This window comes from Piscinibacter defluvii (assembly GCF_004011805.1).
In the GTDB taxonomy this organism is placed as follows: domain Bacteria; phylum Pseudomonadota; class Gammaproteobacteria; order Burkholderiales; family Burkholderiaceae_C; genus Piscinibacter; species Piscinibacter defluvii.
Genome location: NZ_RCHJ01000020.1, coordinates 103,356 through 127,088, shown reverse-complemented (window position 1 = coordinate 127,088; position 23,733 = coordinate 103,356). Strand labels below are relative to the sequence as shown.

The window sequence follows — 23,733 nt, the reverse complement described above, 5'->3', positions numbered from 1 at the left end:
GCCTCTCGTGGTGCGTTGTGGATTGCCTTGAATATCGACCGCGCCACGTCTCACTTGAGCGGGCGGCCCCCCGGGATTGGACGGCGGATCAGGCCTTGTTCCAGGCGGCGATCTGCTGCGTCACGTAGCTCGACAGGCCGTTGAGCTTGCCCATCTGCGCGTCCAGCGCGGTGTACTGCGCCTCCAGGCGCTTCTGCACCTGCGCCAGGCGGTCCTCCAGGCGCTCCTGCGCGTCCTGGTTGCGCTTGAGCTTCTCGGCCAGGCCGTCGCTGCGCGTGGTGAGCGTGCCGTCCACGCCCAGCACGTCGCTGGCGAACACGCGGAAGCGCTTGCCGAAGCCGTCCAGGCTGGCGTCGGTGGTGCTCGAGTTGGCGAACAGCTTCTTCAGCTCGGGCAGGTTGGCCAGCGCCTTGTCGAGCCGGGTGGCGTTGACGCTCAGGCTGCCGTCGCGCTGGATCTCGAAGCCGACGTCGGACAGCCGCGTGTACGCGCTCGAGGCGCCGCTGCTGGCGCCCAGCATCGCGCGCAGGCGGTTCTGCAGGCCGACGATGGCGCCGTCGCCCTGCAGCGGGCCGGCGCTCTTGCTGGTGGCGTCGTACTTGGTGTCGGTGGCGATCAGCTTGGTCAGCTCGGAGTAGGCGGCGGCGAAGTCCTGCAGCGTCTTCTTCATCGCCTCGGTGTCGGACTTGACGTTCACCGTCACCGCCGTCGTGGTGACCTCGTTGAGCGTCAGCGTCATGCCGTCCAGCACGTTGACCAGCGAGTTCGAGGCCGACGTGACCGCGAGGCCGTTGATCGTGGCCGACGCGTCGGCGGCGGTCTGCGAGCGGGTGGCGTTGTTCACCCCGGAGGAGGGGTCGTAGGCGAGCGCGCTCGGCCCGCCGGCGCTGACGCTGGTGCGGAAGGCGTTCGCCGCGCCGGTGTCCTTGGAGCGGATCACCAGGCGCGCGCCGTTCGCGTCGCTCAGGATGCTGGCGGTGACCGCCGCGCCCGACGCGTTGATCTTGTCGCGCACCGAAGCGAGCGTGTCGTCGGCCGTGATCTCGACGGCGGTGCTGGCGCTGCCGGTGAAGCTGGTCTGGCCGGCACCCCAGGTGCCCGTCTCGAGGGTCAGCGTGCCGGCGCCCACCAGCGCGCTGCTGGAGGCGTAGGCCGAGGTCGCGATCGACTGCGCGCTGGCCAGCGCGTTCACCTGCACGCTGTAGCTGCCGGTGCTCGCGTTGCCGTCGGTGGTGACGCCCACCGCCGTGCTGCCCGAGCTGCCGGTGGTCTGCTTCCAGAAGTCCGTGCCGGCCAGCTTGCCGGCCAGGTCGCGGAACTTGGACAGCGCGCTCTTGATCTTGCCGACCTCGGAGATCTGCGTGTTGATCGTCTTCTCGGCGCTTTCCAGGTTGTTCAGCGGGCGGCGCTCGATGGCCATCAGGCCGGTGATGATCGAGTTGACGTCCAGGCCGCTGCCGACGCCGAGCGAGCTGATCGAGGAACTGGTGGCCATCGCGGAATCTCCTCAGGAAAGCACACGGGCGCCGGCGCGAGTGCGGAGCTCGCCCGGCGCCCTGCTTCGACGCTCTATCGGCCGACGGGCCGGGATCTTTAGCCCCTGAGCAGCTGCAGCACCTGCTGCGGCAGCTGGTTGGCCTGCGCCACCATCGCGGTGCCGGCCTGCTGCAGGATCTGCGCACGCGACAAGTTCGCGGTCTCCGCTGCGAAATCAGCGTCCATGATGCGGCCGCGTGCGGCGCTCTGGTTCTCGCCGGTGATCTGCAGGTTGCTGATGGCGAACTGGAAGCGGCTCATCGCGGCACCGTAGACGGCGCGGTTGGTCGTGATCGTGTCCAGCGCGGTGTCGATCGCGGCCATCGCGGTCGACGCGGTCGCGGTGGTCAGAACGTCACCGGTGACGGTGGCCACCTGGGCGGTGGTGATCACCATCGTGTCGCCGTTGTTGGCGCCGACCTGGAACACCTGCGCGCCGGCCCCCGAGCCGACGATCGCCGTGCCGTTGAACTTGGTCTGCGTGGCCACGCGCGTGATCTCGGCCGAGAGCTGCTGGAACTCGGTGTCGAGGTTGGCGCGGTCGCTGGTGCCGTTGCTGCCGTTCAGGGCCTGCACGGCGAGCTCGCGCATGCGCTGCAGCACGTCGGTCACGGTGGCCAGCGCGCCTTCGGCGGTCTGCGCCAGCGAGATGCCGTCGTTGGCGTTGCGGATCGCGACGTTGATGCCGCGGATCTGCGCATTCATCCGGTCGGCGATGGCCAGGCCGGCCGCGTCGTCCTTGGCGGAGTTGACGCGCAGGCCCGAGGAGAGCCGCTGCATCGAGGTCGACAGCGAGCTCTGCGAGGTGGTCAGGTTGCGCTGCGCGTTCAGCGATGCGACGTTGGTGTTGATGGTCTGCGGCATGGTGGCACTCCTGAAGAATCCGTTTCCGGCCGGGCATTCCGACCGGCTGCTTCAGGCCTGGCGCCGAGGTGCGGCCTGTCAGACGGATTCTTCGGCAGCGGCGTGGGCGACCATCGCGCGAAAAGGCCGGGCTTGGCCCGCCAGTTCCGCGCCGCCGGACCGTCAGCCGCGCACGCGCAGGATCGCCGCGAAGTACGCCGCCAGCTCGGCGCGCGCCCCGAGCGGGAGGACATGGCCGACATACTGGTCCGGGCGCACCACCACCACGCAGCCGGCGCCGCGGTCCACGCCGCGCAGCGCGAAGATGTCCTCGCCGCGCTTCAGGTCGGCGCAGAAGGCCTTCTCGTAGTCACACAGGCCGTAGCGGCCGACATGCGGGCGCAGCAGCGTCGGCAGGGCGCCGTGGTCGAGCGCCCTGAAGCCCTGCTGGAACACGGCCCGGGTGTCGATCACCGCGTCCACGTCCTCGCCCGGCCCGGTGTGGCGGCGCAGCGGCGAGGCCGGGTCGTGTTCGAGCCAGTCGCACAGCGCGGCGACCGCACCGCCCGGGGCGCCGGTGTCGCCCGCGGGCGCGAACAGGAAGAGCCGGAAGCGCGCATCGGCTTCGATGCAGTGGCCCAGGTGCATCGGCCGGGCATCGGCCAGGCGCACCACCGGTGCCGAGTGGAAGCGCTTGCCGATCTCGAAGCCGCTGGCCAGGTGCTGGTGCGCCGGCGCGCCGGTCAGTGCGCTGCGCTCGTGCCGGATCGTCAGGCCGCAGGTGAACGGCAGGTTGTTGACGAACTCGCGCGCCACGCGCGGCAGCCCGTCCGCGCCATCGTCCTCGGCGCGGGCGCCGACCAGCCGGGCCCACTTGTGGTCGAACTCCACCAGCCCCTGGGCGGCGGCGCGCCGCTCGGCGGAATAGCTGTGCAGCAGGGCCGCATCGGCGCGGCCGGTCAGCACCGCGACCAGCTTCCAGCCGAGGTTGAAGGTGTCGCCCATCGACACGTTCATGCCCTGTCCGGCCTTGGGGCTGTGCGTGTGGCAGGCGTCGCCGGCCAGCATCACGCGCGGCGTGCGCGTGGCCACCTGATCGGGCGGCACGTCGTCGAACTTGTCGGTCAGCCGGTGGCCGATCTCGTAGATCGACCACCAGACCACCTCCTTCACGTCGAGCGCGAAGGGCCGGAAGATGCGCTGCGCCTTGGCGATGATGTCCGCGGCGCCCATGCCTCGGTCGGCGACGCGCTCGTGTTCGCCGAGGCGGTCGAGTTCGACATACAGGCGCACGAGGTGCCCGCCCTCGCGCGGCAGCACCATCAGGATGCCCTCGTCGCGCGAGCGCACGAAGGACTTCATGCGCCAGTCGGGGAAGTCGGTGACGGCCAGCACGTCCATCACGCCCCAGGCCTGGTGCGCCGCGTCGCCGTGCAAGGCGCCGCCGATGGCGCTGCGCACGGTCGAGCGGGCGCCGTCGCAGCCGACGACGTAGCGGGCGCGCACGGTGGCGGACTGCCCCTCGCAGCCCGGCGTGGTGTGTTCCAGCCGGACCGTCACCGGGTGGTCGGTGGCGCCTGGGTCGACATGCAGGTCGGCCACCTTCAGGCCGTAGTCCGGCTCGAGCCGGGTCGGCGAGCGGCGCATCAGGTCGAGGTACATGTCGTGCACCCGCGCCTGGTTGATCAGCACGTGGGGCATCTCGGAAATGCCGTCGGGCACGTCCTGCACGCGGGCGACGCGGGCCAGGGGCGTGTCGGCCGCGGGCGCCCAGAAGGTGGTCTCGTTGATCCAGACCGACTCGCGCATGACCTTCTCGGCGAAGCCGAAGGCCTGGAACATCTCCATCGAGCGCACGCTGATGCCGTCGGCCTGGCCCTTCTCCATCGGCCCGGCCTTGGGCTCGACCAGCAGCGTGCGGATCCGCGGCACGCGGGCGAGCTGCGCGGCCAGGCACAGCCCGGCCGGCCCGGCGCCGGCGATCAGCACGTCCACCGTCTCGGGCAGGGGGTCGCCCGGGCGGCGGTGGCCCGGCGCCGCGGGCGCGACATCGGGATCCCCGGGCCGGAAGCCGTCGACGTGGAACTGCATGGGGTCTCCTCCGGGCGAAGCGCCGCAGGGTTGAAGTTTGCATTCATATAATATGCATGCATACTAAAAGCCGTCAAGGCACGCGGCGGCGCACGGAGGCGCGCATGGACAGGATCGAGATGGCCGGGCACCTGATCCGCCGGCTGCATCAGCAGTCGACGCAGGTCTTCCAGGCCCGCACGCAGGCGGCGGGTTTCGACCTCACCTCGGTGCAGTTCGCAGCGCTCGACGCCATCGCGGGGCAGCCGGGCATCGACCAGGCCAGCCTGGCCGCGACCATCAGCTTCGACCGCGCCACGATCGGCGGCGTGATCGACCGGCTGGAGCAGAAGGGCCTGGTCGAGCGTGTGGTCAGCGCCGAGGACCGCCGCGCGCGTCTGCTGCACCCGACGGCCGCGGGCCGGCGGCTGCTGGCCGCCTGCCGGCCGGTGGTGGAGGACCTGCAGGCGGAGATCCTGGCGCCGCTGTCGCGCGCCGAGCGCACCGCCTTCCTCGCGCTGGCGCGCAAGGCGCTCGGCCTGGGCTGACGGCCGGCGGGCCGTCGTTCAGGCGGCCGGGATCGTCAGCCCGCGCTGCACCGCCGGCCGCGCGAGGAAGGCGTCGAGCACGCGCCGCACCTGCGTGAAGGCATCGAAGCCCACCAGCTCGCCGGCGCCGTAGAAGCCCACCAGGTTGCGCACCCAGGGGAAGGTGGCGATGTCGGCGATCGAATACGCGTCGCCCATGATCCACGCGCGCCCGACCAGGCGCTGATCGAGCACCGCCAGCAGCCGCTTCGACTCGGCCAGGTAGCGGTCGCGCGTGCGCTTGTCCTCCCACTCCCGCCCGGCGAACTTGTGGAAGAAGCCCACCTGGCCGAACATCGGCCCGATGCCGCCCATCTGGAACATCAGCCACTGCAGCGTCTCGAAGCGGCCGGCCGCATCGTCCGGCATCAGCTGCCCGGTCTTGGCGGCCAGGTAGACCAGGATCGCGCCGGATTCGAACAGCGCGAAGGGCGCGCCGTTCGGCCCGTCGGGGTCGAGGATGGCCGGGATCTTGTTGTTCGGGTTGAGCGACAGGAACTCGGGCGAGAGCTGGTCGTTGGTGCCGAAGTCGACCCGGTGCGGCTCGTACGGCAGCCCGGTCTCCTCCAGCATGATCGAGACCTTCACGCCGTTGGGCGTGGGCAGCGAATACAGCTGCAGGCGGTCGGGGTGGCGCGCCGGCCACTTGCGGGTGATGGGAAAGGCGGACAGGTCGTTCATGGCGCGTCATTCTGCGGGCGGCGCGCAAATCGTGCCGGGGGTGCATCCTTTCCGGCGGCGCGTTCCGTAAGTGCCTCCCACACAGCCTGCGGCATGTCGCCGCGGGCACCGATGGAGCCCCCGATGACGATCCGAGACCTGCACGGTCATTCCCTGAGCGGCGCGAATGCCGCGGCCGCCGAGCATTTCGACGCCGCCTGCGCACTTCTGCGCTGCTACCGCGGCGACCCGCTGGCCGCCGCGATGGCCGCCCTCGAGCAGGCCCCCCGCATGACGATGGCGCATGTGCTGGTGGCCTACCTGAACCTGCTGGGCACCGAGCCCGCCGGCCTGGCCGCCGCGCGCGACGCCCAGGCGCGCGCCGCGATGCTGCCGGCCGACGAGCGCGAGGCGCTGCACGTGCGTGCGGCCGGCTGCCTGGCGCAAGGCCGCTGGCACGAGGCCGGCCGCGTGCTCGAGGACCTGTCGATCCGCTATCCGCACGACCTGCTGGCGCTGCAGGTCGGCCACCAGGTCGACTTCTTCACCGGCCGCTCGCGCATGCTGCGCGACCGCATCGCGCGGGCCGAGTCGCACTGGCACGAGGGCATGCCGGGCCACCATGCGGTGCTGGCCATGCTCGCCTTCGGGCTCGAGGAGACGGCCGACTACGCCCGCGCCGAGCGCCTGGGCCGGCGCAGCGTCGAGCTCGAGCCGCACGACGGCTGGGGCTGGCATGCCGTCGCCCACGTGCTGGAGATGCAGGGCCGCCGCAGCGAGGGCATCGCCTGGCTGCGCCGCGACAGCGCGCACTGGAGCGAGGGCAGCTTCTTCGCGGTGCACAACTGGTGGCACCTGGCGCTGTTCCACCTCGGGCTCGACCAGCTCGACGAGGTGTTCACGCTGCTCGACGAGCGCGTGCTCGGCACGGCCTCGCCGGTGGTGCTGGACATGATCGATGCCTCGGCGCTGCTGTGGCGCCTGCAGCTGCGCGGCGTGCCGGTGGGCGAGCGCTGGCAGGCCCTGGCCACGCGCTGGGCGGCGGCCAGCGAGGGCAGCGCCTATGCCTTCAACGACTTCCACGCGATGCTGGCCTTCGTCGGGGCCGACCGCATGGCCGACGCACGGCGCCTGCTCGAGGCCCAGCGCGAGGCGCTGCAGCAGGCCGGCGACAACGCGGCCTTCCTGCGCGACGTGGGCCATCCCGCGACGCTCGCGATCCACGACTTCGCGCTCGGCCGCCATGCCGAGGCGGCGCGACGCCTGCGCGAGGTCCGCCCGGTGGCGCACCGCTTCGGCGGCAGCCATGCGCAGCGCGACCTGATCGACCTGACGCTGATCGAGGCCACCCGGCGCGGCGGCGACGCCGGCCTGGCCGACGCGCTGCAGCGCGAGCGTGCGTTCGTGCGGCGGGGCTGAAACGGAAAAGGCCGCCCGAGGGCGGCCTTCCTGCCGAGCGGCTGCGGGTTCAGCGCAGCAGCGACAGCACCTGCTGCGGCAGCTGGTTGGCCTGCGCCACCATCGCCGTGCCGGCCTGCTGCAGGATCTGGGCACGCGACAGGTTCGCCGTCTCCTGCGCGAAGTCGGCGTCCATGATGCGGCCGCGCGCGGCGCTCTGGTTCTCGCCGGTGATCTGCAGGTTCTGGATCGCGAACTGGAAGCGGTTCATCGCGGCACCGTAGACGGCGCGGCTGGTGGTGATCGTGTCCAGCGCGGTGTCGATCGCCGAGACCGCGGTCGAGGCGTTGGCCACGCTGGTCAGGTCGCCCGCGACGGTCGAGACCTGGCTGGTCGTGATCGTCAGCGTGTCGCCGTTGTTGGCGCCGACCTGGAACACGTTCGCACCGGCGCCCGAGCCGACGATGGCCGTGCCGTTGAACTTGGTCTGGTTCGCGATGCGCGTGATTTCCTGCGACAGCTGTTGGTATTCCGTGTCGAGGTTCGTGCGGTCGCTGGTGCCGTTGCTGCCGTTCTGGGCCTGCACGGCGAGTTCGCGCATGCGCTGCAGCACGTCGGTCACGGTGGACAGCGCGCCTTCGGCCGTCTGCGCCAGCGAGATGCCGTCGTTGGCGTTGCGCACGGCGACGTTGATGCCGCGGATCTGCGCGTTCATCCGGTCGGCGATCGCCAGGCCGGCGGCGTCGTCCTTCGACGAGTTGATGCGCAGGCCCGACGAGAGGCGCTGCAGCGAGGTGTTCAGCGAGACCTGCGAAGACGTGCTGTTGCGCTGCGCATTCAACGAGGCCACGTTGGTGTTGATGGTCATGGGCATGATATGACTCCTGTCAGTTGATAACACTCCCGGCCCGAAACGCCGGCCACTGCCTGTGCACGTGGCGGGTCGCCCCGCACACCGACACTGCCCGCGCCAGCCGTCCGTTGTGTCGTGCAGATCAACAGCTGCTCAACCATTGGCCGTCTAACCGGACACGGCCCCGAGACCGGAACCGTTGCGAGGCTTATCGGAGCGCGCGCGGCGGAACTTGAGGGTCGATTTGCAGACCCACCGGCAAGCGCGCCGCCGCGTCAAGCGCGCGATCGTGGAAATAGCACGCGTCGGACCGGTCTGATCGGGAGACCGGCTACAACTTGTTGCGCCAGCCGGCGCCGGACAATGGCGCTCTCATGTCGAACGCCCTCGCCCTGGTGATGATCGTGCGCGACGAGGCCCGCTGCATCCAGCGCTGCCTCGCCAGCGCGCGCGCGCATGTCGACGAGATGGTGGTGCTGGACACCGGCTCGCGCGACGCAACGCCCGCGCTGGCCGCCGCGGCCGGCGCGCGTGTGGTGCAGGGCAGCTGGCGCGACGACTTCGCCTGGGCGCGCAACCAGGCGCTGGCACTGACCGAGGCCCCCTGGCGCCTGGTGCTCGACGCCGACGAGTGGATCGACCGCGGCGCCGAGTCGCTGGCCGCACTGCGCGCGCGGCCGGCCGACGCGATCGGCCTGGTGCGCGTGGTCAGCGCGGTCGATGCGGCCGGCGGCGTGCAGGCCGCGCCGAGCTGGCTGCCGCGCGTGCTGCCGCGCGGCGTGGCCTACGAGGGGCGCATCCACGAGCAGCCGGCCGGCGCGCTGCCGCGCATGCGGCTCGCGCTCGACATCGGCCACGACGGCTACCTCGCCGCGCAGCAGGCCGCCAAGCAGGGCCGCAACGAGGCGCTGTTGCGACGCGCGCTGCACGAAAGCGGCGGCGACCCCTACTACCATTACCAGCTCGGCAAGGACCTGGAGGTGCGCGGGCGCTTCGCCGAGGCGCTGCCGCATTACGAAGAGGCGCACGCACGCGGCGCCACCCGCGCCGCCTGGCGGCACGACCTGGTGCTGCGCCTGCTGTTCACGCTGAAGAAATGCGCCCGCTTCGAGCGGGCCGCGGCGCTGGCCGAGGCGGAGATGCCGCACTGGCAGGGCTCGCCCGACTTCTTCTTCACGCTCGGCGACCTGCTGCTCGACCGGGCGCTGGCCTCACCGGCCCAGGCCGGCGAACTGCTGCCGCTGATCGAGTCGAGCTGGCTGCGCGCCGTGCAGATCGGCGAGCGGCCCGAGCTGCCGGACAGCGTGGCCGGGCGCGGCAGCTTCCTGGCCGCGCACAACCTGGCGGCCTTCTACCAGAGCCTCGGGCGCGGCGCCGAGGCGGCGGGCTGGCGCGAGCGCGCCCTCAAGCGGGATTGAGTCCGGCCGATACCGGCCGATGAGGCCGAATTGCGCCACCCGCCCGGCGCTATTTCGCGCGTGCGGCCGGGCCGGCCCCGCCACACTCGGCGCACCATGGCCCTCACCCTGCCTCCGCCCGCCGACCCGCAACCCGCCAGCCCGGCGCAGCAGCGCGCACACCGCAAGTGGCGCGACGGCCAGGCCGCCGCCGAGCGCGACCACTGGCCGCAGGCCGCGCTCGAGTTCGAGCAGGCCTTCTCGCTGCATGGCGACGAGGCCTACGGCCTGGCCGCCGCGCATGCCTTCATCAAGGCCGGCCGGTCCGACGTCGCCGCGCAGCGCGCCGCCGGCCTGCGCCGCCATCGCCCGGCGCTGACGCTCGCCTACACGCTCGAGTCGCATGCGCTGCTCGAGCGCGGCCGTGCGGCCGAGGCGGCGCAGTGCCTGCTCGCGCTGCCGAACGAGGCGCTGCGCGACGCGCCCTACTGGGTCTCGCTCGGCGTCGCGCTGCAGCGCTGCCACCGCCACGACGAGGCGATCGCCGCCTTCATGCAGGCGCTGGCGCTGAAGATCGACGACGGCGTGGTGCACTTCCGGCTCGGCATGTCGTTCAAGGACAAGGGGCTGAAGGCCGAGGCCGCCGAATGCGTGCGCACCGCCCTGCTGCTCGGGCTGGACACCAGCGAGCTGTCGGCGCGGGCGCAGCTGCTGTTCCTCGAACGCGAGGCCTGCCGCTGGCCGCAGGCGCGCGAGGAGATGGCGCGCCTGCGCGCGGCGGTGCAGGCGGCACCCGACGACATGCGCTGCGAGACCGGCGCCTTCCCGCACGCGGTGCTGGTCGACGACCCGGCCGAGGTGCTGAAGGTCGCGCGCCTGTACGCCCGCCACGTGGCCGGCCGCGTGGCGCCGCTGCCGCGCCGCGCCGCGAAGGCGCATGGCGGCCGGCTGCGCATCGGCTACCTGTCGTCCGACTTCCACCAGCACGCCACCAGCCAGCTGATGGCGCAGATGCTCGAGTGCCACGACCGCACGCGTGTCGAGGTGACGCTGTTCTCGGCCGGCGCGGACGACGCCAGCGCGATGCGCGCGCGCATCGCCGCCGCGTCCGAGCACTTCGAGGACCTGCGCGGCCTGACCCACGCCGCGATGGCGCAGCGCATCCGCGCGCGCGAGATCGACATCCTGGTCGACGTGAAGGGCGCGACGCACGGCACGCTGATGCCGGTGACGGCGATGCGCCCGGCGCCGCTGCAGGTGAGCTGGCTCGGCTTTCCCGGCAGCAGCGGCATGGCCGAGGTGGACTACCTGATCGGCGATGCGATCGTCACGCCGCCGGCGCACGCGGCGCATTTCAGCGAGAAGCTGGCGCTGATGCCGGTGTGCTACCAGCCCAACGACGCACAGCGCGCGCTGCCGCGCCCGTCGCGGCGCAGCGACTGGGGTGCGCCCGAGGGCGTGCCGCTGCTGTGCGGCTTCCACCAGTCCTACAAGATCTCGGAGGCGGTGTTCGACCGCTGGTGCGCGCTGCTGCACGCCATTCCCGGCGCGGTGCTGTGGCTGCTGCGCTGGAACGCCAACGTGCAGGCCTCGCTGGAAGCCGCCGCGCGCGCGCGTGGCCTCGACCCGCAGCGGCTGTGCTTCGCGCCGATGCTGCCGCTGGAGGAGCACCTGTCGCGCCTGGCCTGTGCCGACCTCTACCTCGACGCCTGGCCGTGCAACGCCCACACCACCGCCGGCGAGGCGCTGTGGTGCGGCGTGCCGGTGGTGACGCTGATCGGCCCGACCTTCGCGCAGCGGGTCGCCGCCAGCCTGCTGCATGCCGTGGCGCTGCCCGAGCTGGTGTGCGAGAGCGAAGCCGGCTACGAGGCCACCGTGCGCGCCTTGTGCGCCGACCCGGCGCGCCGCGCCGCGCTGCGCGAGCATCTGGCGGCGCAGCGCACGACCAGCCCGCTGTTCGACGGTGCCCGCTTCGCGCGCGACCTGGAGGCGCTGTACGAGCGCATGTGGGCGCGTGCGACCGCCGGCCTGCTGCCCGAACATCTGCTGCCCGCATGACGCCGCAGGCTCCCCGCGCCGTCATCGAGGCCTGCATGCAGGCACTGGCACGCAAGATCGACGACGCACCGACCCACTACCGCCTCGGCGTGGCCTTCCGCGACGCCGGCATGAAGCTCGAGGCTGCCGAGTGCATCCGCACCGCGGTGACGCTCGGCTTTCCCGAGGCGCTGTTCGCGCGCGGGCTGCTGGTCTACCTGGAACGCGAAGGCTGCCGCTGGGGCCCCGCTGCGCAGGACTGGGCGGCGCTGGAGGCGGCGATCGCCGCGCAGCCGGCCGGCGCCGCGCTGCAGGTCAACCCCTTCGTGCACGCCGTGCTGTCCGGCGATCCGATGGCGATCCGGCGCGTGGCCGAGCACTACGCGCGCTTCTGCGCCCGGCTCGTCCGGCCGCTGCCGCCGCGGCGGGCGCAGCGCCGCCGGCGCATCCACCTCGCCTACCTGTCGGCCGACTTCTACCAGCACGCCACGGCGCAGCTGATGGCGCAGTTGCTCGAGAGCCACGACCGCGCGCGCTTCGAGGTGACGCTGGTATCCGCCGGGCCGGACGACGGCAGCGCGCTGCGCGAGCGGCTGCGCCGCGGCGTCGAACGTTTCGTCGACGTGCGCGGGCTGGACCACGCCGCGATCGCGCAGCGCATCCGCGCGCTGGGCGTCGACATCCTGGTCGACGCCAAGGGCGCGACCGACGGCACCCTGCTGCCGGTGCTGGCCGCGCGGCCGGCGCCGCTGCAGCTGAACTGGCTGGCCTTTCCCGGCACCAGCGGGGCGGACTACCTCGACTACATCGTCGGCGACCGCATCGTCACGCCGCTCGAGCACGCCGCGCATTACAGCGAGGTCATCGCCCAGCTGCCACGCTGCTACCAGCCCAACGACGCGCACCGCGCGCGGCCCGAGCCGTCGACGCGCGCCGACTGGGGCGCCCCCGCGGGCGGGCCGCTGCTGGCCGGCTTCCACCAGGCCTACAAGATCTCGGAAGGCGTGTTCGAGCGCTGGTGCGCCGTGCTGCGCCAGGTGCCCGGCGCGGTGCTGTGGCTGCTGGAGTGGAACGCCAACGTGCGCAGCACGCTGACGGCCGCCGCGCGCGCGCGGGGCATCGGCCCCGAGCGCCTGTGCTTCGCGCCGCTGCTGCCGCTGGCGCAGCATCTCTCGCGCCTGGCCTGTGCCGACCTGTTCCTCGACGCCTGGCCCTGCGGCGCGCACACCACCGCCGGCGAGGCGCTGTGGTGCGGCGTGCCGGTGGTCACGACCATCGGTCCGACCTTCGCGCAGCGTGTCGCGCCCAGCCTGCTGCAGGCCGCCGGGCAGGGCGACCTGGTGGCCGCGGACGCGGACGCCTACGAGCGCCTCGCCGTCGCACTGGCGCGCGACCCGGCGGCACGCGCGGCGCGCCGCGCCCAGCTGCTCGCGCAGCGCGACAGCTGCACGCTGTTCGACGGCGCCGGCTACGCCCGCGACTTCGAGGCCCTGTGCGAACGGCTGTGGGAGCGTGCCTGCGCCGGCCTGGCGCCGGTGGCGCTGCCGGCGTAGCGCCTCGCGAGGGCCCTTGCCGCCCAGGTGCCGGGGACGCCGGCCAGGCCCGGCGAAGCATCGATTTCGTCTCACTTCCGGCCAGGATGTGCTCGCCGGCGCCCTTCGCCCCGCACGCCTGACTGCATGCTTGCGTGTGCAAGCCCGCGGGCGAATGGACGGAGACATCACGTGAGCACTGACGATGAGGAGCATCTGGCGCTGGCCCTGCGACAGGAGGATCCCGCCGTCGCACGGGACATGGCGCTGTCGGTGATGGCGCTGGCCATCGAGAAGGGCAACTTGCACCTGGAAGGACGTGCCCGTGCGCTCCTCGCGGAGTGCTTCATCCTCCTGGCGGACTACCGTTCGGCCCACGAGCACAGCATCCGGGCCATCCAGTTGCTTCAGTCGGTCCGCGACATGTCGGGAGAGTCGAAGGCGCTGTCCATCCTGTCGTCGGCGGCGAGTGCCTTGGGCAGCAACGATCAGGCCATCGAGGCCGCTCTGCTCGGGCTGGAGCTGGCCAGGATCGGCGGCAGCGCCGACCGTCAGAGCGAGCTGCAGGTCCAGCTCGGGCTGGCACTGCTGCATGCCAGGTGCTTCGACGCGTCGACGGACGCCCTTCGGCAGGCCCGGGCGCTCGAGCCCGCCAGCTCGACGGCGCTGAATGCCCTGTGCAGCCTGGTGGTGGAGGGGACCTGCGAGGTCGTCCGCGTCATCACGATCCGGCACGAGACCGGTGAGATGCCCTCGCTGGACGGCCTCCACCAGGCAATGCGTCGGTACGACGACTTCGCCGCTCGTCACGACATGGTGGCCTTGGCGCAGCCCGACCAGCGCCCGATACAGGTGAACTGGAACCTGGTCGCCAGCGCGGCGCACTGCTGGTCGGGCGAGCTTTCACGCGCCGAGCGCGAACTCGAGACGGTCAGGCGGTGGATGGACGAAGAAGGCATTGCGCCGTGGATGGAGAGTCTGGAAGCGCTCGTCCGATGCGAACTGGCCATGGCGCGCGCCGACTGGCCGGCGGCGCAGCGAGCTGCATCGCGGATGATCGGCCTGGCCGAGTCGACCGGGCGTGAGCAGTCGGCGCTGCTGGGCCATGTTCTCGCCTGCCATGTCTTCGAGCGCCAGGGGAAGTGGGAGGCGGCCGCACGGGAGCTGAAGCAACTCGCGGCGCGCGAGCGCCGGATCCGCGCCTCGACGCTCGCCAGCCGTGGTGCCGTCGTGGCCTGGCAACTGGAGATGCGCCGCAGCGAGGACTCCAGGCGCGAACTGCAGGCCTCTGCAGCCCAGCTCGAGAGGCTGACCCTGGAAGACCCGCTGACCGGCATTGCCAACCGGCGCTGCTTCGAACAGTCGGCGCAGCAGAGCCTGCGCGAGAGCCAGTCGGCCGGCCGGCCCCTGTGCGTGGCGCTCATCGACGTGGACTGCTTCAAGCAGGTCAACGACCGACACGGGCACCTCGTCGGCGACAAGGTGCTGCAGGTCGTCGCCGCACTTCTGGTCGAACATGTTCGTGCGGACGACCTCGCCGCCCGCTGGGCCGGGGACGAGTTCGTCATCCTCTTTCGCAGGACCGAGCTGTCCCAGGCCCGCGACATCTGCAGTCGCCTGCGCGTCGCGGTCGCCGGACACGATTGGAGCGGCATCGAGTCGACGCTCACCTTGACCATCAGCGTCGGCGTCGCCGAATCGCAGCCCGGCGATACGCTGAAGCGACTCGTCGACCGCAGCGATCAGGCCATGTACGAGCACAAGGCGGCGACGAAGCCGGGGTCGCGCTGAGTCCTGCGTGGCCATCTGCACGCCCGTTCCCTCGGGCCACGGACGCGCCGCCCGACCGACGCGGCGCGATCAACCCTCCGGCTGCACGACCAGCAGGCGGAAGGTCGTGCCTGCCGGCCCGGTGCGCAGCAGTTCGGCGTGCCCGCCGTGCAGTTCCATCACGCGGCGCACGATGAACAGCCCGAGCCCCAGCCCCTGGCCCTGCGGGGCGCCGCTCGCGCGGCTGCGCCGGCCGCGCTGGAACAGGCGCGGCACCAGCCCCGGCTCCACGCCCGGGCCGGCGTCGCTCACCTCCAGCACCAAGGCGAGCGGTTCGTCGGAATCGGCAATGCGCAGGCGCACCGGCGAGCCCGGCGGGCTGAACTTCAATGCGTTGGACAACAGGTTGCGCAGGGCCAAGCGCATCAGGCTCATGTCCATCGAGGCGGTGCGGGTCGTGGTGGCGCGCTCGACCAGCACCCGGCCGCGGTCGCCGGCGGCCAGGTCGGCGCAGGCCACCGCGATCAGCGTGTCGATGTCGGTGTCCTCGCGCTCGATCGGGTCCAGCCGTGCCAGCAGCGAGGCCACGGCGAGCGTGTTGTCGAGGCTTTCGGTCACCTGGCGCAGCACGGCACGGGCGCGCTCGACCGGCGCGGCGATGGCCCGCGGGTCGCCGGCCGCCAGCGCGCTGTCCAGCCCCTGCAGGGCGGCCGAGGCGTTGTTCAGCGGCTGGCGCACCTCGTGGGCCAGCACGTCGAGCATCTCGCCGCGCTCGGTCAGCAGCGCGCCGAGCTCGCGGGCGTGGTGCTCCAGGTGCTGGCGCAGCGACTGCTCGTGCAACAGCTGGGCCTGCATCTGCTTGATCTGGGTCACCTCCGTGACCTGCACGAGGAAGCCGGCCACGCGGTCGCCGACACGATCGGGGAGGTAGTGCGCCAGGCTGTGGCGCAGCACGCCGTCCGGCCCGGGCACGACCCGCTCGAACAGCTGCTCCTCGCCGCGCAGCGCGCCGAGGATGTGCGGCTCGTTCAGCGCATACAGCTGCGGGCCGAGCAGCTCGCGGATCGGTCGGCCGAGCAGCTGCTCGGGCGCGACGCCGAACCAGCGCAGGTAGGCGCGGTTGGCGAAGCGGCAGCGGGTCTCGTGGTCCCAGTAGGCGAGCATGGACGGCACGTGATCGACCAGCCGCCGCATGTAGTAGATGTCATCGTGGGGGACGCTGGCGCTCACGGTCGGGCCGGGGAGTGGTGTCGCAGGACCGATTGTGAGGCGTCGGGCGCCTCAGTCGGGAGGATTCACGACCTGTGTCCAGGCCTGCAGGCCGAGCCAGTCGCGCAGTGCGGCGGCGCCGCGCGGCGTGACCTGCAGCGCGCGCGAGTCGCCGCGGCGGCGCAGCCAGCCCTGCGCCAGGCAATGCTGGCACAGCAGGCCGCCCAGCCGGCCGGCCAGGTGCATGCGGCGCTCGCTCCAGTCCAGGCAGGGCCGGCACAGCACGCGCCGGCCCGGCGCGTCGAGGGCGGCCGGGTCCAGCCCGAGCGCGGCCAGGCGGCCCGGCAGCGCCGCCAGCGGCTGTGCACCGTCCTCGTCGAGCGCGAGGGCGCCGGCTTCCACCAGGTGCGCGGCCATCGCGACGGCAAGCCGCCCGGCCAGGTGGTCGTAGCAGCTGCGGGCCAGGCGCAGTGCGTCGTCGCGTGGGCCGGTGCGCGGCGCGCGCGCCGGCGCGGCCGCCTGCAGCAGCGCCTCGAGCGCCCGTGCCACCTGCGGCGAGGCGAGCCGGTGGTAGTGGTGCCGGCCCTGCACCTGCGGCACCAGCAGGCCGGCCTCGACCAGCCGGGCCAGGTGCCGGCTGGCGGTCGGCGCGGCGATGCCGGCACAGCGCGCCAGCTCGCCGGCGGCCAGCGCGCGCCCGTCGAGCAGCGCGAGCAGCATCGCGCTGCGGGCCGGCTCGCCGATCAGGCCGGCGACGCGGGCGAGGGCGTTCGGATCCATGCCGCGATCATGGCAGGGCGGCCGGGCGGACACTTCGCCCGCGGCGCAAGCGTCGCGGGCACGGCGGCGGCGACCATGGTGGCCCCGGCGCCCGGCGCCGTCCTGGAGCCCTGCCATGACACTGACCTGCTTCATCCGCTACCAGATCGATCCGTTCCAGCGCGAGGCCTTCCGTGCCTACGCGCAGGCCTGGGGCCGCATCATCCCGCGCTGCGGCGGGCGGCTGCTGGGCTACTTCCTGCCGCACGAGGGCACCAACGACATCGCCTGGGGCCTGATCGGCTTCGACAGCCTGGCCGACTACGAGGCCTACCGCGCGCGCCTGAAGGACGATCCCGAGGGCCGCGCCAACTTCGAGCGTGCCCGGCGCGAGCGCTTCATCCTGCGCGAGGAGCGCAGTTTCACCGAGGGCGTGGCGGGCACGCTGGGGAGCGCCGCATGATCGTCGTGATCTTCGAGCTCGAGCCGCACGCGGGCGAGCGCCAGGCCTACCTCGACGCCGCGGCGGCGCTGCGCCCGCTGCTCGAGCGCATCGACGGCTTCGTCTCGGTGGAGCGCTTCGAGAGCCTGTCGCGCCCGGGCCGGCTGCTCTCGCTGTCGACCTGGCGTGACGAGGACAGCGTGCGCCGCTGGCGCGAGAGCGAGCCGCACCGCGCGATGCAGTGCGAAGGCCGCGCCCGCCTGTTCGCCGACTACCGGCTGCGCGTGGCCGGGGTGCTGCGCGACTACGGCCTGCACGAGCGCGACCAGGCGCCGGCGGATTCGCGCGCGCGGCACGGCTGAGCGTCGGGTTCGTTTACGGGTTGTCGCCCGCCTCGACACGGTCGCGCCCCTGCGACTTGGCGCGGTAGAGCGCCAGGTCGGCGCGGCGCAGCGCGGCCTGGGCGTCCGGATCCTGGGCCCGTGCCACCGCCACGCCGGCGCTGGCGGTGACGCCCAGGCTCAGGCCGCCGGCCTCGCAGGGCCGCTCGCGCAGGCGTTCGAGCAGGCGCTCGGCCGCGGCCAGCGCCGCCGGCAGCTCGGTGGCCGGCATCAGCACCAGGAATTCCTCGCCGCCCAGGCGCGCCACCAGGTCGGTGCGGCGTGCGGCCTCGCGCAGCCGCTCGGCGGTGACGGCCAGCACGCCGTCGCCGGCGGCGTGACCGTGTGTGTCGTTGATCTGCTTGAAGTGGTCCAGGTCCAGCATGACCACGGCGAAGCCCGCACCGGTGCGCTGCAGGCGCTGCCACTCGCGTTCGATCGCCTCGTCCAGCACGCGGCGGTTGGCCAGCCCGGTCAGCTCGTCGTGGCGCGACAGGTGGTGCAGGCGCTGCAGCACGCGCAGCGTGACCAGCGCGATGAAGCTGAAGTTGAACAGCGCCGCACCCACCAGGTAGCCGAACAGCAGCGCCTGGCTCAGGTGGTCGGCCCGGTGCAGCTCGTAGGCGTGCTCCCAGTCCAGCGCCTGGCGCAGCGCGCGCAGCGAGACGGCGACGATCAGCAGGTAGCCCGGCGCGGCGATCAGGTGGGCGACGCGTCGCCCGTACTCCGCCTGCAGCGGCCGGCGCAGCGCGAGCACGAGGCGCAGCATCAGCAGCGCGCCGCCGCCGTAGCTGATCACCACCCGCGCCGGCGCCTGCTCCGCCCCCGGACCGAGGATGGCCAGGGTGACGCCGGCCAGCGCGAGCAGCAGCAGGTGGCCGCGGTCGTCGGGCGGCCGGTGGACGAAGCACTCGAGCCCGCGGTGCAGCGCCAGGTAGCTGGCCAGGAAGGCGAACCCGGCGCCGCTGTAGGCCCAGAAGCTGCGGGATTCGTCACGCTCGCTGGCGAGCCAGAAGCCCAGCCCCAGCAGCAGCATGAAGGCAGCCCAGTGCAGCGCCGCGGCACGTTCGCGCGCCATCAGGCGCGCGCACAGCAGCCAGCCCGCCGCGTACAGCCCGAACTGCACGGCAACGAGCCAGACCATGCCGGGAACCGTCGCTTCCATTGCTTGCCTCGGGGCCCGGTGGGCCCGCCTCGGTCACTATCGGCCGAAACCGCGCGGACTTTCCCTCGCAGCGGCGGCCAAGCGTGACTTTGCGCAAGCCTCGTGGCCTCTTGCTGCGTGCCGATCTGGCCCGGTTTGCCGGCGTTCATCGGGCTTTAGTGCGCCGGCACCGCGCCTAACCTGACGACACCGGGTGCACTGGTGCCCGGCCGTTGTCCGGAAAGGCCGCCTGCATGAGCTCCACCCCCGCCGTCCACCTGTGCGTCGTCCAGCCGCCCGGCTACGTGCACTCGCTCGGGTTGCTCGACCAGGCACGCTATTTCCGCTGGCAGTTCCGCCGCCAGGGCGCCACGGTGACGATGGCCAAGAACCGGCTGCGCCACGACGCGGTGAACTTCGTGTTCGGCGCGCACCTGGGCTTCGACGCCGCGCAGACGCGGCGCCACGCCTGCATCTTCGTCAACCTCGAGCAGCTCGGCGAAGGCGGCGCGTCGGTCTCGCCGGCCTACCTGAAGCTGCTCGCCAACGCGGCGGTGGTCGACTACGACGCCGCCAACATCCCCGCCTACGCCGCCGACCCGCTGGACGTGCCGGTGGTGCCGCTGCTGCACGCGCCCTACCTGAAGCCGGAGATCTCGGTGCCGCTGGAGCTGCGCCCGATCGACCTGCTGTTCATCGGCAGCATGAACGAACGCCGCCGCGCCTGGCTGGACCGCATCGAGGCGCTCGGCCTCACCGTCTCGGTGTTCGACTCGGCGCTGTACGGGCAGGAGCGCGACCAGTTCATCCTCCAGGCCAAGGCGGTGCTGAACTGCCACTTCTACGAGAGCAGCCGCTTCGAGCAGGCGCGCGCGGCACATTGCCTCTCGCTCGGAACGCCGGTGATCGCCGAGCGCACCGCGCTGACGAACCCGCCCGAGGCCTTCGAGGACAGCGTGCTGTGGCTGCAGGGCGAGGAGCTGGAGCAGTTCTTCGGCGAGGACTTCGGCACGCCCGCCTTCTACGAGGCCAGCTACGCCGCGCTGCAGCGCTTCGAGGCGGCCGACCCGATCGAGGCCTACGCCGACCTGCTGGCCTTTGCCGGCGGCTTCGTCGGCGCGCACCACGAGCGCCGCCCGGCCGGCGCGTGGACGCCCGAGCGCATCAACCTCGGCTCGGGCAAGGACTACCAGGCCGGCTGGCTGAACATCGACCTGCTCGAGCGCGCCGAGCCCGACCTGGTGCTCGACCTGGCGCAGCCGCAGCGTTTCCCGCTCGAACTCGACTCGCCGACCCAGGGCCCGGTGCGGCTCGAGGCCGGCAGCGTGGACGTGATCAACGCCAACAACGTGCTCGAGCACGTGGGCGACCTGCCGACCCTGATGACCAACTGCCTGGCCCTGCTGAAGGAGGGCGGCGAGTTCCACATCGAGGTGCCCTACGAACACGCCGCCACCGCCTGGCAGGACCCGACGCACGTGCGGGCGATGAACGAGAACTCCTGGCTCTACTACACCGAATGGTTCTGGTACCTCGGCTGGTTCGAGCACCGCTTCGTGGTGCAGGCCTCGACCTACCTGGACATGTCGCTCAAGGACTGCGGCCGCGAGCAGGCCGCCTTCATGCGCCTGGTGCTCGTGAAGCAGGAGACCACGCTGGCCGAGCGCACCGCCGCGCGCACGCTGCAGGCCGGCATCCGGCTGCCGGAAGACGAGGTGGACGAGCGCTTCGTCTACCGCCCCTCCGTGGCGCTGGCGGCCTGAGCGGAGCGAGACGAATGATCATCACCCGCACCCCGTTCCGCATCTCGTTCTTCGGTGGCGGCACCGACTACCCGACCTGGTACCACCAGCATGGCGGGGAGGTGCTGTCGACCACGATCGACAAGTACTGCTACATCAGCTGCCGGCACCTGCCGCCGTTCTTCGACTACAAGCACCGCATCGTCTACTCGGCGATCGAGAACGTGCGCCACTGGGACGAGATCCGGCACCCCGCGGTGCGCGGCGTGCTGGGCTGGGCCAACTGCAACAAGGGCCTGGAGATCCACCACGACGGCGACCTGCCGGCGCGCTCGGGCCTGGGCTCGAGCTCCTCGTTCACGGTCGGCCTGGTGCACGCGATCGCGGCGCTGAAGGGCTCGTACGTCACCAAGGACCAGCTGGCGCGCGACGCGATCCACATCGAGCAGAACGTGATCGGCGAGAGCGTGGGCAGCCAGGACCAGATTGCCGCGGCCTACGGCGGCTTCAACCGCATCGAGTTCCTGCGCAGCGGCAACTTCCAGGTCTCGCCGGTGATCCTGAAGAAGTCGCGCCAGAAGGACCTGCAGAAGCACCTGATGCTGTGCTTCACCGGCTTCAGCCGCATCGCGGCCGAGGTGGCCAAGGACAAGATCGCCAACCTGAAGCAGCGCGAGAGCGAGCTCAAGCGCATGCGCGAGATGGTCGACGAGGCGATGCGCATCCTGCACAGCTGCAACCGCCCGATCGAGGAGTTCGGCGACCTGCTGCACGAGGCCTGGCGCGCGAAGAAGGCGCTCTCGGACAAGGTGAGCACCTCCGAGATCGACCAGATCTACGAGACCGCACGCTCCAACGGCGCGATCGGCGGAAAGATCCTCGGCGCCGGCGGTGGCGGCTTCCTGCTGCTGTTCGCGCGCCCGGCCGACCAGCCGCGCGTGAAGGAGGCGCTCAAGCACCTGGTGCACGTGCCCTTCAACTTCGACGAGTCCGGCAGCCGGGTCGTCATGTACCAGCCCAACGGCCTGAGCTGAGGAGCCGACCGATGATGACCGCCGCAGACCTGATCGCCTTCGAGGAGGAGGTGGCCGCGCGCTTCAACGCCGGCAAGATCCGCGCCCCGGTGCACCTGTACTCGGGCAACGAGGCGCAGATGCTCGAGGTGTTCAAGGGCATCGGCAGACACGACTGGGTGTTCTGCTCCTGGCGCTCGCACTACCAGTGCCTGCTCAAGGGCGTGCCGCGCGAGCAGGTGATGGACGAGATCATGGCCGGGCGCTCGATCTCGCTGTGTTTCCCGGAGCACCGGGTCTACTCCTCGGCCATCGTCGGCGGCGTGCTGCCGATCGCCGTGGGCACCGCGATGGCGATCGCGCGCAGCGGCGAGGATGCGCGGGTGCACTGCTTCATGGGCGAGATGACGGCCGAGACCGGCATCGCGCACGAGTCGATCAAGTACGCGCGCAACCACAAGCTGCCGATCCGCTTCATCGTCGAGGACAACGGCAAGTCGGTCTGCACCGACACGCGCTCGGCCTGGGGCAGCGAGAAGCTCAGCTTCGACGGCCAGCGTGACGAGTACATCCACCACTACCGCTACGAGACGCGCTGGCCGCATGCCGGCGCGGGCGTGCGGGTGCAGTTCTGAGGGGGCAGGGCGATGAAGTACTTCGATGAGCTGAAGCGCTCGATGGAGTTTCTCGCGGCCGACCCGCGCACGGTGTTCATGGGCCAGGCGGTGGCCGTGCCCGGCACCGCGATGAGCAACACCTTGAAGGACGTGGACCCGGCGCGCCTGATCGAGCTGCCGGTGGCCGAGGAGATGCAGATGGGCATGACCACCGGCATGGCGCTGGCGGGCATGGTGCCGGTGTCGCTCTTCCCGCGCTGGAACTTCCTGCTGTGCGGCATCAGCCAGCTGGTGAACCACCTCGACAAGATCGCCGTGATGAGCAACGGCGGCTTCAAGGCCAAGGCCATCGTGCGCACCGGCATCGGCTCGGAGCGCCCGCTGCACCCGCAGCACCAGCACGTCGGCGACTTCACCGCGGCGATCCGCAGCATGTGCTCGACCATCGAGGTGATCCGCGTCGACGAGCCCGAGCAGGTGTTCCCGGCCTATCAGCGCGCGCTGCTGCGCGACGACGGCCGCTCGACGATCGTCGTCGAGTGGGGCGACTACTACGGAGAGAAGTGAGATGGCGGCCAAGTACCCGCTGATGCGCAACAACATCCTGCGCGAGGACCTCGATGCCGTCATCGAGCACCTGAAGCAGGACGACCCGATCCTCACCAACGGCCCGCAGTGCGTGGCCTTCGAGCAGGAATGGTCGAAGTGGCTGGGCGTCAAGTACAGCGTGTTCGTCAACTCGGGCGCCTCGGCCAACCTGCTCTCGATGGCGCTGCTGAAGCTGCGCCACCCCGAGGGCGGCGAGGTGATCGTGCCGCCGCTGACCTGGATCTCCGACGTCGCCTCGGTGCTGCAGAACGGCTTCACGCCGGTGTTCGCCGACATCGACCCGCGCAGCCTCGCGATGGCGCCGGCGCAGATCCTCGCGAAGATCACCGACAAGACTCGCGCCGTGTTCCTCACGCACGTGCAGGGCTTCGACGGGCTCACCGACCAGCTGCTGTCCGAACTGCACCGCCGCAAGATCCCGCTGATCGAGGACGTGTGCGAATCGCATGGCGCCACGCACGGCGGGCGCCGGCTGGGCAGCTACGGCTGGATGTCGAATTTCAGCTTCTACTACGCGCACCACATGTCCACCATCGAGGGCGGCATGGTCTGCACCGACGACCCCGAGGTCTACCAGCAGATCCGCATGCTGCGCTCGCACGGCATGGTGCGCGAATCGAACGACGCCGAGGTGCGCGAAGGCTGGAAGCGATCGCACCCGGAGCTGAACCCGGACTTCATCTTCGCCTTCCCGGCCTACAACGTGCGCAACAACGAGATCGGCGCGATCCTCGGGCGCAGCCAGCTCAAGCGGCTCGACGCCAACGTGCTGCGGCGCACGCAGAACCTGCATCGCTTCCTCGAGAAGATCGACGTCAGGCGCTACCGCACCGACTTCAAGCTCGAGGGCAGCAGCAACTACGCGTTCAACCTGGTGGTGCAGCAGGCCGACCCGGAGTTCGTGCAGCGCCTGATGGCGACGATGCGCGAGACGGGGATCGAGTTCCGGCGCGGCAGCGCGGGAGGCGGCAACCAGCTGCGGCAGCCGTACCTGCGGGGAGTCGTTCCGCCCGACCACCACCTGCAGTTCCCGCAGACGGAGCACATCCATTTCTACGGCTTCTACATCGGGAACTTTCCAGACCTGCGGGATGACGAGATCGATTCGATCTGTCGGATCCTGAACTCGGTGTGA

Annotated in this window: 21 protein-coding genes; 13 read left to right on the top strand and 8 right to left on the bottom strand. The window is 71.6% G+C overall.

Annotated features, from left to right (window positions below; all coding sequences use genetic code 11):
* Positions 1-88 precede the first annotated feature (88 nt).
* The 3 genes from fliD to D9C15_RS25870 all read right to left on the bottom strand — a co-directional run bounded on the left by fliD (position 89) and on the right by D9C15_RS25870 (position 4,470).
* Complete coding sequence (fliD, locus tag D9C15_RS25880; RefSeq protein ID WP_128001553.1) at positions 89-1,495, bottom strand: flagellar filament capping protein FliD; 1,407 nt, start codon at positions 1,493-1,495, stop codon at positions 89-91.
* Between the two features lie 98 nt (positions 1,496-1,593).
* The gene (locus tag D9C15_RS25875) at positions 1,594-2,400 is read right to left on the bottom strand and encodes a flagellin N-terminal helical domain-containing protein (protein WP_128001551.1); all 807 of its coding nucleotides are present in this window, start codon (positions 2,398-2,400) and stop codon (positions 1,594-1,596) included.
* A gap of 162 nt (positions 2,401-2,562) precedes the next feature.
* Entirely contained in the window at positions 2,563-4,470 is a 1,908-nt protein-coding gene (locus D9C15_RS25870; RefSeq protein ID WP_128001550.1) for an FAD-dependent monooxygenase, read from the bottom strand.
* A 104-nt stretch (positions 4,471-4,574) separates the two neighbouring features.
* Here D9C15_RS25870 and D9C15_RS25865 point away from each other — a divergent pair, with 104 nt between their 5' ends.
* Positions 4,575-4,997 carry a MarR family winged helix-turn-helix transcriptional regulator gene (locus tag D9C15_RS25865; RefSeq protein WP_128001548.1) on the top strand — a complete coding sequence of 141 codons (423 nt, stop codon included), beginning with the start codon at positions 4,575-4,577 and terminating at the stop codon, positions 4,995-4,997.
* An 18-nt stretch (positions 4,998-5,015) separates the two neighbouring features.
* On the opposite strand, the gene D9C15_RS25860 is transcribed toward D9C15_RS25865, so the two are convergent.
* Positions 5,016-5,717 (bottom strand): glutathione S-transferase N-terminal domain-containing protein, encoded by a 702-nt coding sequence (locus D9C15_RS25860; protein ID WP_128001546.1) that lies wholly within the window; start codon positions 5,715-5,717, stop codon positions 5,016-5,018.
* A gap of 123 nt (positions 5,718-5,840) precedes the next feature.
* Between D9C15_RS25860 and D9C15_RS25855 the strand changes: the two genes are divergently transcribed.
* Positions 5,841-7,115 carry a tetratricopeptide repeat protein gene (locus tag D9C15_RS25855; protein WP_128001544.1) on the top strand — a complete coding sequence of 425 codons (1,275 nt, stop codon included), beginning with the start codon at positions 5,841-5,843 and terminating at the stop codon, positions 7,113-7,115.
* A 49-nt stretch (positions 7,116-7,164) separates the two neighbouring features.
* Here D9C15_RS25855 and D9C15_RS25850 read toward each other — a convergent pair whose 3' ends face one another.
* Complete coding sequence (locus D9C15_RS25850; RefSeq protein ID WP_128001542.1) at positions 7,165-7,968, bottom strand: flagellin N-terminal helical domain-containing protein; 804 nt, start codon at positions 7,966-7,968, stop codon at positions 7,165-7,167.
* A 353-nt stretch (positions 7,969-8,321) separates the two neighbouring features.
* On the opposite strand from D9C15_RS25850, the gene D9C15_RS25845 reads away from it, so the two are divergent.
* The 4 genes from D9C15_RS25845 (at position 8,322) to D9C15_RS25830 (ending at position 14,704) form a co-directional block, all read left to right on the top strand.
* Complete coding sequence (locus tag D9C15_RS25845; protein WP_128001540.1) at positions 8,322-9,365, top strand: glycosyltransferase; 1,044 nt, start codon at positions 8,322-8,324, stop codon at positions 9,363-9,365.
* Between the two features lie 96 nt (positions 9,366-9,461).
* Positions 9,462-11,402 (top strand): O-linked N-acetylglucosamine transferase, SPINDLY family protein, encoded by a 1,941-nt coding sequence (locus D9C15_RS25840; protein ID WP_128001538.1) that lies wholly within the window; start codon positions 9,462-9,464, stop codon positions 11,400-11,402.
* Complete coding sequence (locus D9C15_RS25835) at positions 11,399-12,934, top strand: O-linked N-acetylglucosamine transferase, SPINDLY family protein (RefSeq protein WP_128001536.1); 1,536 nt, start codon at positions 11,399-11,401, stop codon at positions 12,932-12,934. Before D9C15_RS25840 ends, D9C15_RS25835 begins: the two co-directional genes overlap by 4 nt.
* Before the next feature lie 171 nt (positions 12,935-13,105).
* On the top strand, positions 13,106-14,704 hold the full coding sequence (locus D9C15_RS25830) for a GGDEF domain-containing protein (RefSeq protein ID WP_164886856.1): 1,599 nt from the start codon (positions 13,106-13,108) through the stop codon (positions 14,702-14,704).
* Positions 14,705-14,773: 69 nt separating this feature from the next.
* Here D9C15_RS25830 and D9C15_RS25825 read toward each other — a convergent pair whose 3' ends face one another.
* Both D9C15_RS25825 and D9C15_RS25820 read right to left on the bottom strand, forming a co-directional pair.
* Positions 14,774-15,913: a sensor histidine kinase gene (locus D9C15_RS25825; protein ID WP_128001532.1), complete on the bottom strand. Its 1,140-nt coding sequence runs from the start codon at positions 15,911-15,913 to the stop codon at positions 14,774-14,776.
* Positions 15,914-15,964: 51 nt separating this feature from the next.
* On the bottom strand, positions 15,965-16,672 hold the full coding sequence (locus tag D9C15_RS25820) for an ArsR/SmtB family transcription factor (protein ID WP_128001530.1): 708 nt from the start codon (positions 16,670-16,672) through the stop codon (positions 15,965-15,967).
* A 115-nt stretch (positions 16,673-16,787) separates the two neighbouring features.
* Between D9C15_RS25820 and D9C15_RS25815 the strand changes: the two genes are divergently transcribed.
* Together D9C15_RS25815 and D9C15_RS25810 are read left to right on the top strand one after the other, a co-directional pair.
* The gene (locus D9C15_RS25815; RefSeq protein WP_128001529.1) at positions 16,788-17,114 is read left to right on the top strand and encodes an NIPSNAP family protein; all 327 of its coding nucleotides are present in this window, start codon (positions 16,788-16,790) and stop codon (positions 17,112-17,114) included.
* The gene (locus tag D9C15_RS25810; RefSeq protein WP_128001527.1) at positions 17,111-17,455 is read left to right on the top strand and encodes an antibiotic biosynthesis monooxygenase family protein; all 345 of its coding nucleotides are present in this window, start codon (positions 17,111-17,113) and stop codon (positions 17,453-17,455) included. Before D9C15_RS25815 ends, D9C15_RS25810 begins: the two co-directional genes overlap by 4 nt.
* A gap of 13 nt (positions 17,456-17,468) precedes the next feature.
* Here the strand turns inward: D9C15_RS25810 and D9C15_RS25805 are convergent, their stop codons facing one another.
* Complete coding sequence (locus D9C15_RS25805; protein ID WP_164886855.1) at positions 17,469-18,617, bottom strand: GGDEF domain-containing protein; 1,149 nt, start codon at positions 18,615-18,617, stop codon at positions 17,469-17,471.
* A gap of 254 nt (positions 18,618-18,871) precedes the next feature.
* On the opposite strand from D9C15_RS25805, the gene D9C15_RS25800 reads away from it, so the two are divergent.
* The 5 genes from D9C15_RS25800 to D9C15_RS25780 are packed head-to-tail and all read left to right on the top strand — an operon-like array spanning position 18,872 to position 23,733.
* Positions 18,872-20,380 (top strand): methyltransferase domain-containing protein, encoded by a 1,509-nt coding sequence (locus D9C15_RS25800; protein WP_128001523.1) that lies wholly within the window; start codon positions 18,872-18,874, stop codon positions 20,378-20,380.
* Between the two features lie 14 nt (positions 20,381-20,394).
* Positions 20,395-21,393, top strand: coding sequence for a GHMP family kinase ATP-binding protein (locus tag D9C15_RS25795; RefSeq protein ID WP_112186029.1), 999 nt, complete (start codon positions 20,395-20,397; stop codon positions 21,391-21,393).
* 11 nt (positions 21,394-21,404) lie between these two features.
* Positions 21,405-22,007 (top strand): thiamine pyrophosphate-dependent enzyme, encoded by a 603-nt coding sequence (locus D9C15_RS25790; protein WP_128001521.1) that lies wholly within the window; start codon positions 21,405-21,407, stop codon positions 22,005-22,007.
* Positions 22,008-22,019: 12 nt separating this feature from the next.
* Positions 22,020-22,556, top strand: a complete 537-nt coding sequence (locus D9C15_RS25785; RefSeq protein WP_128001519.1) for a hypothetical protein — start codon at positions 22,020-22,022, stop codon at positions 22,554-22,556.
* A gap of 1 nt (position 22,557) precedes the next feature.
* Positions 22,558-23,733 (top strand): DegT/DnrJ/EryC1/StrS family aminotransferase, encoded by a 1,176-nt coding sequence (locus D9C15_RS25780; RefSeq protein ID WP_128001517.1) that lies wholly within the window; start codon positions 22,558-22,560, stop codon positions 23,731-23,733.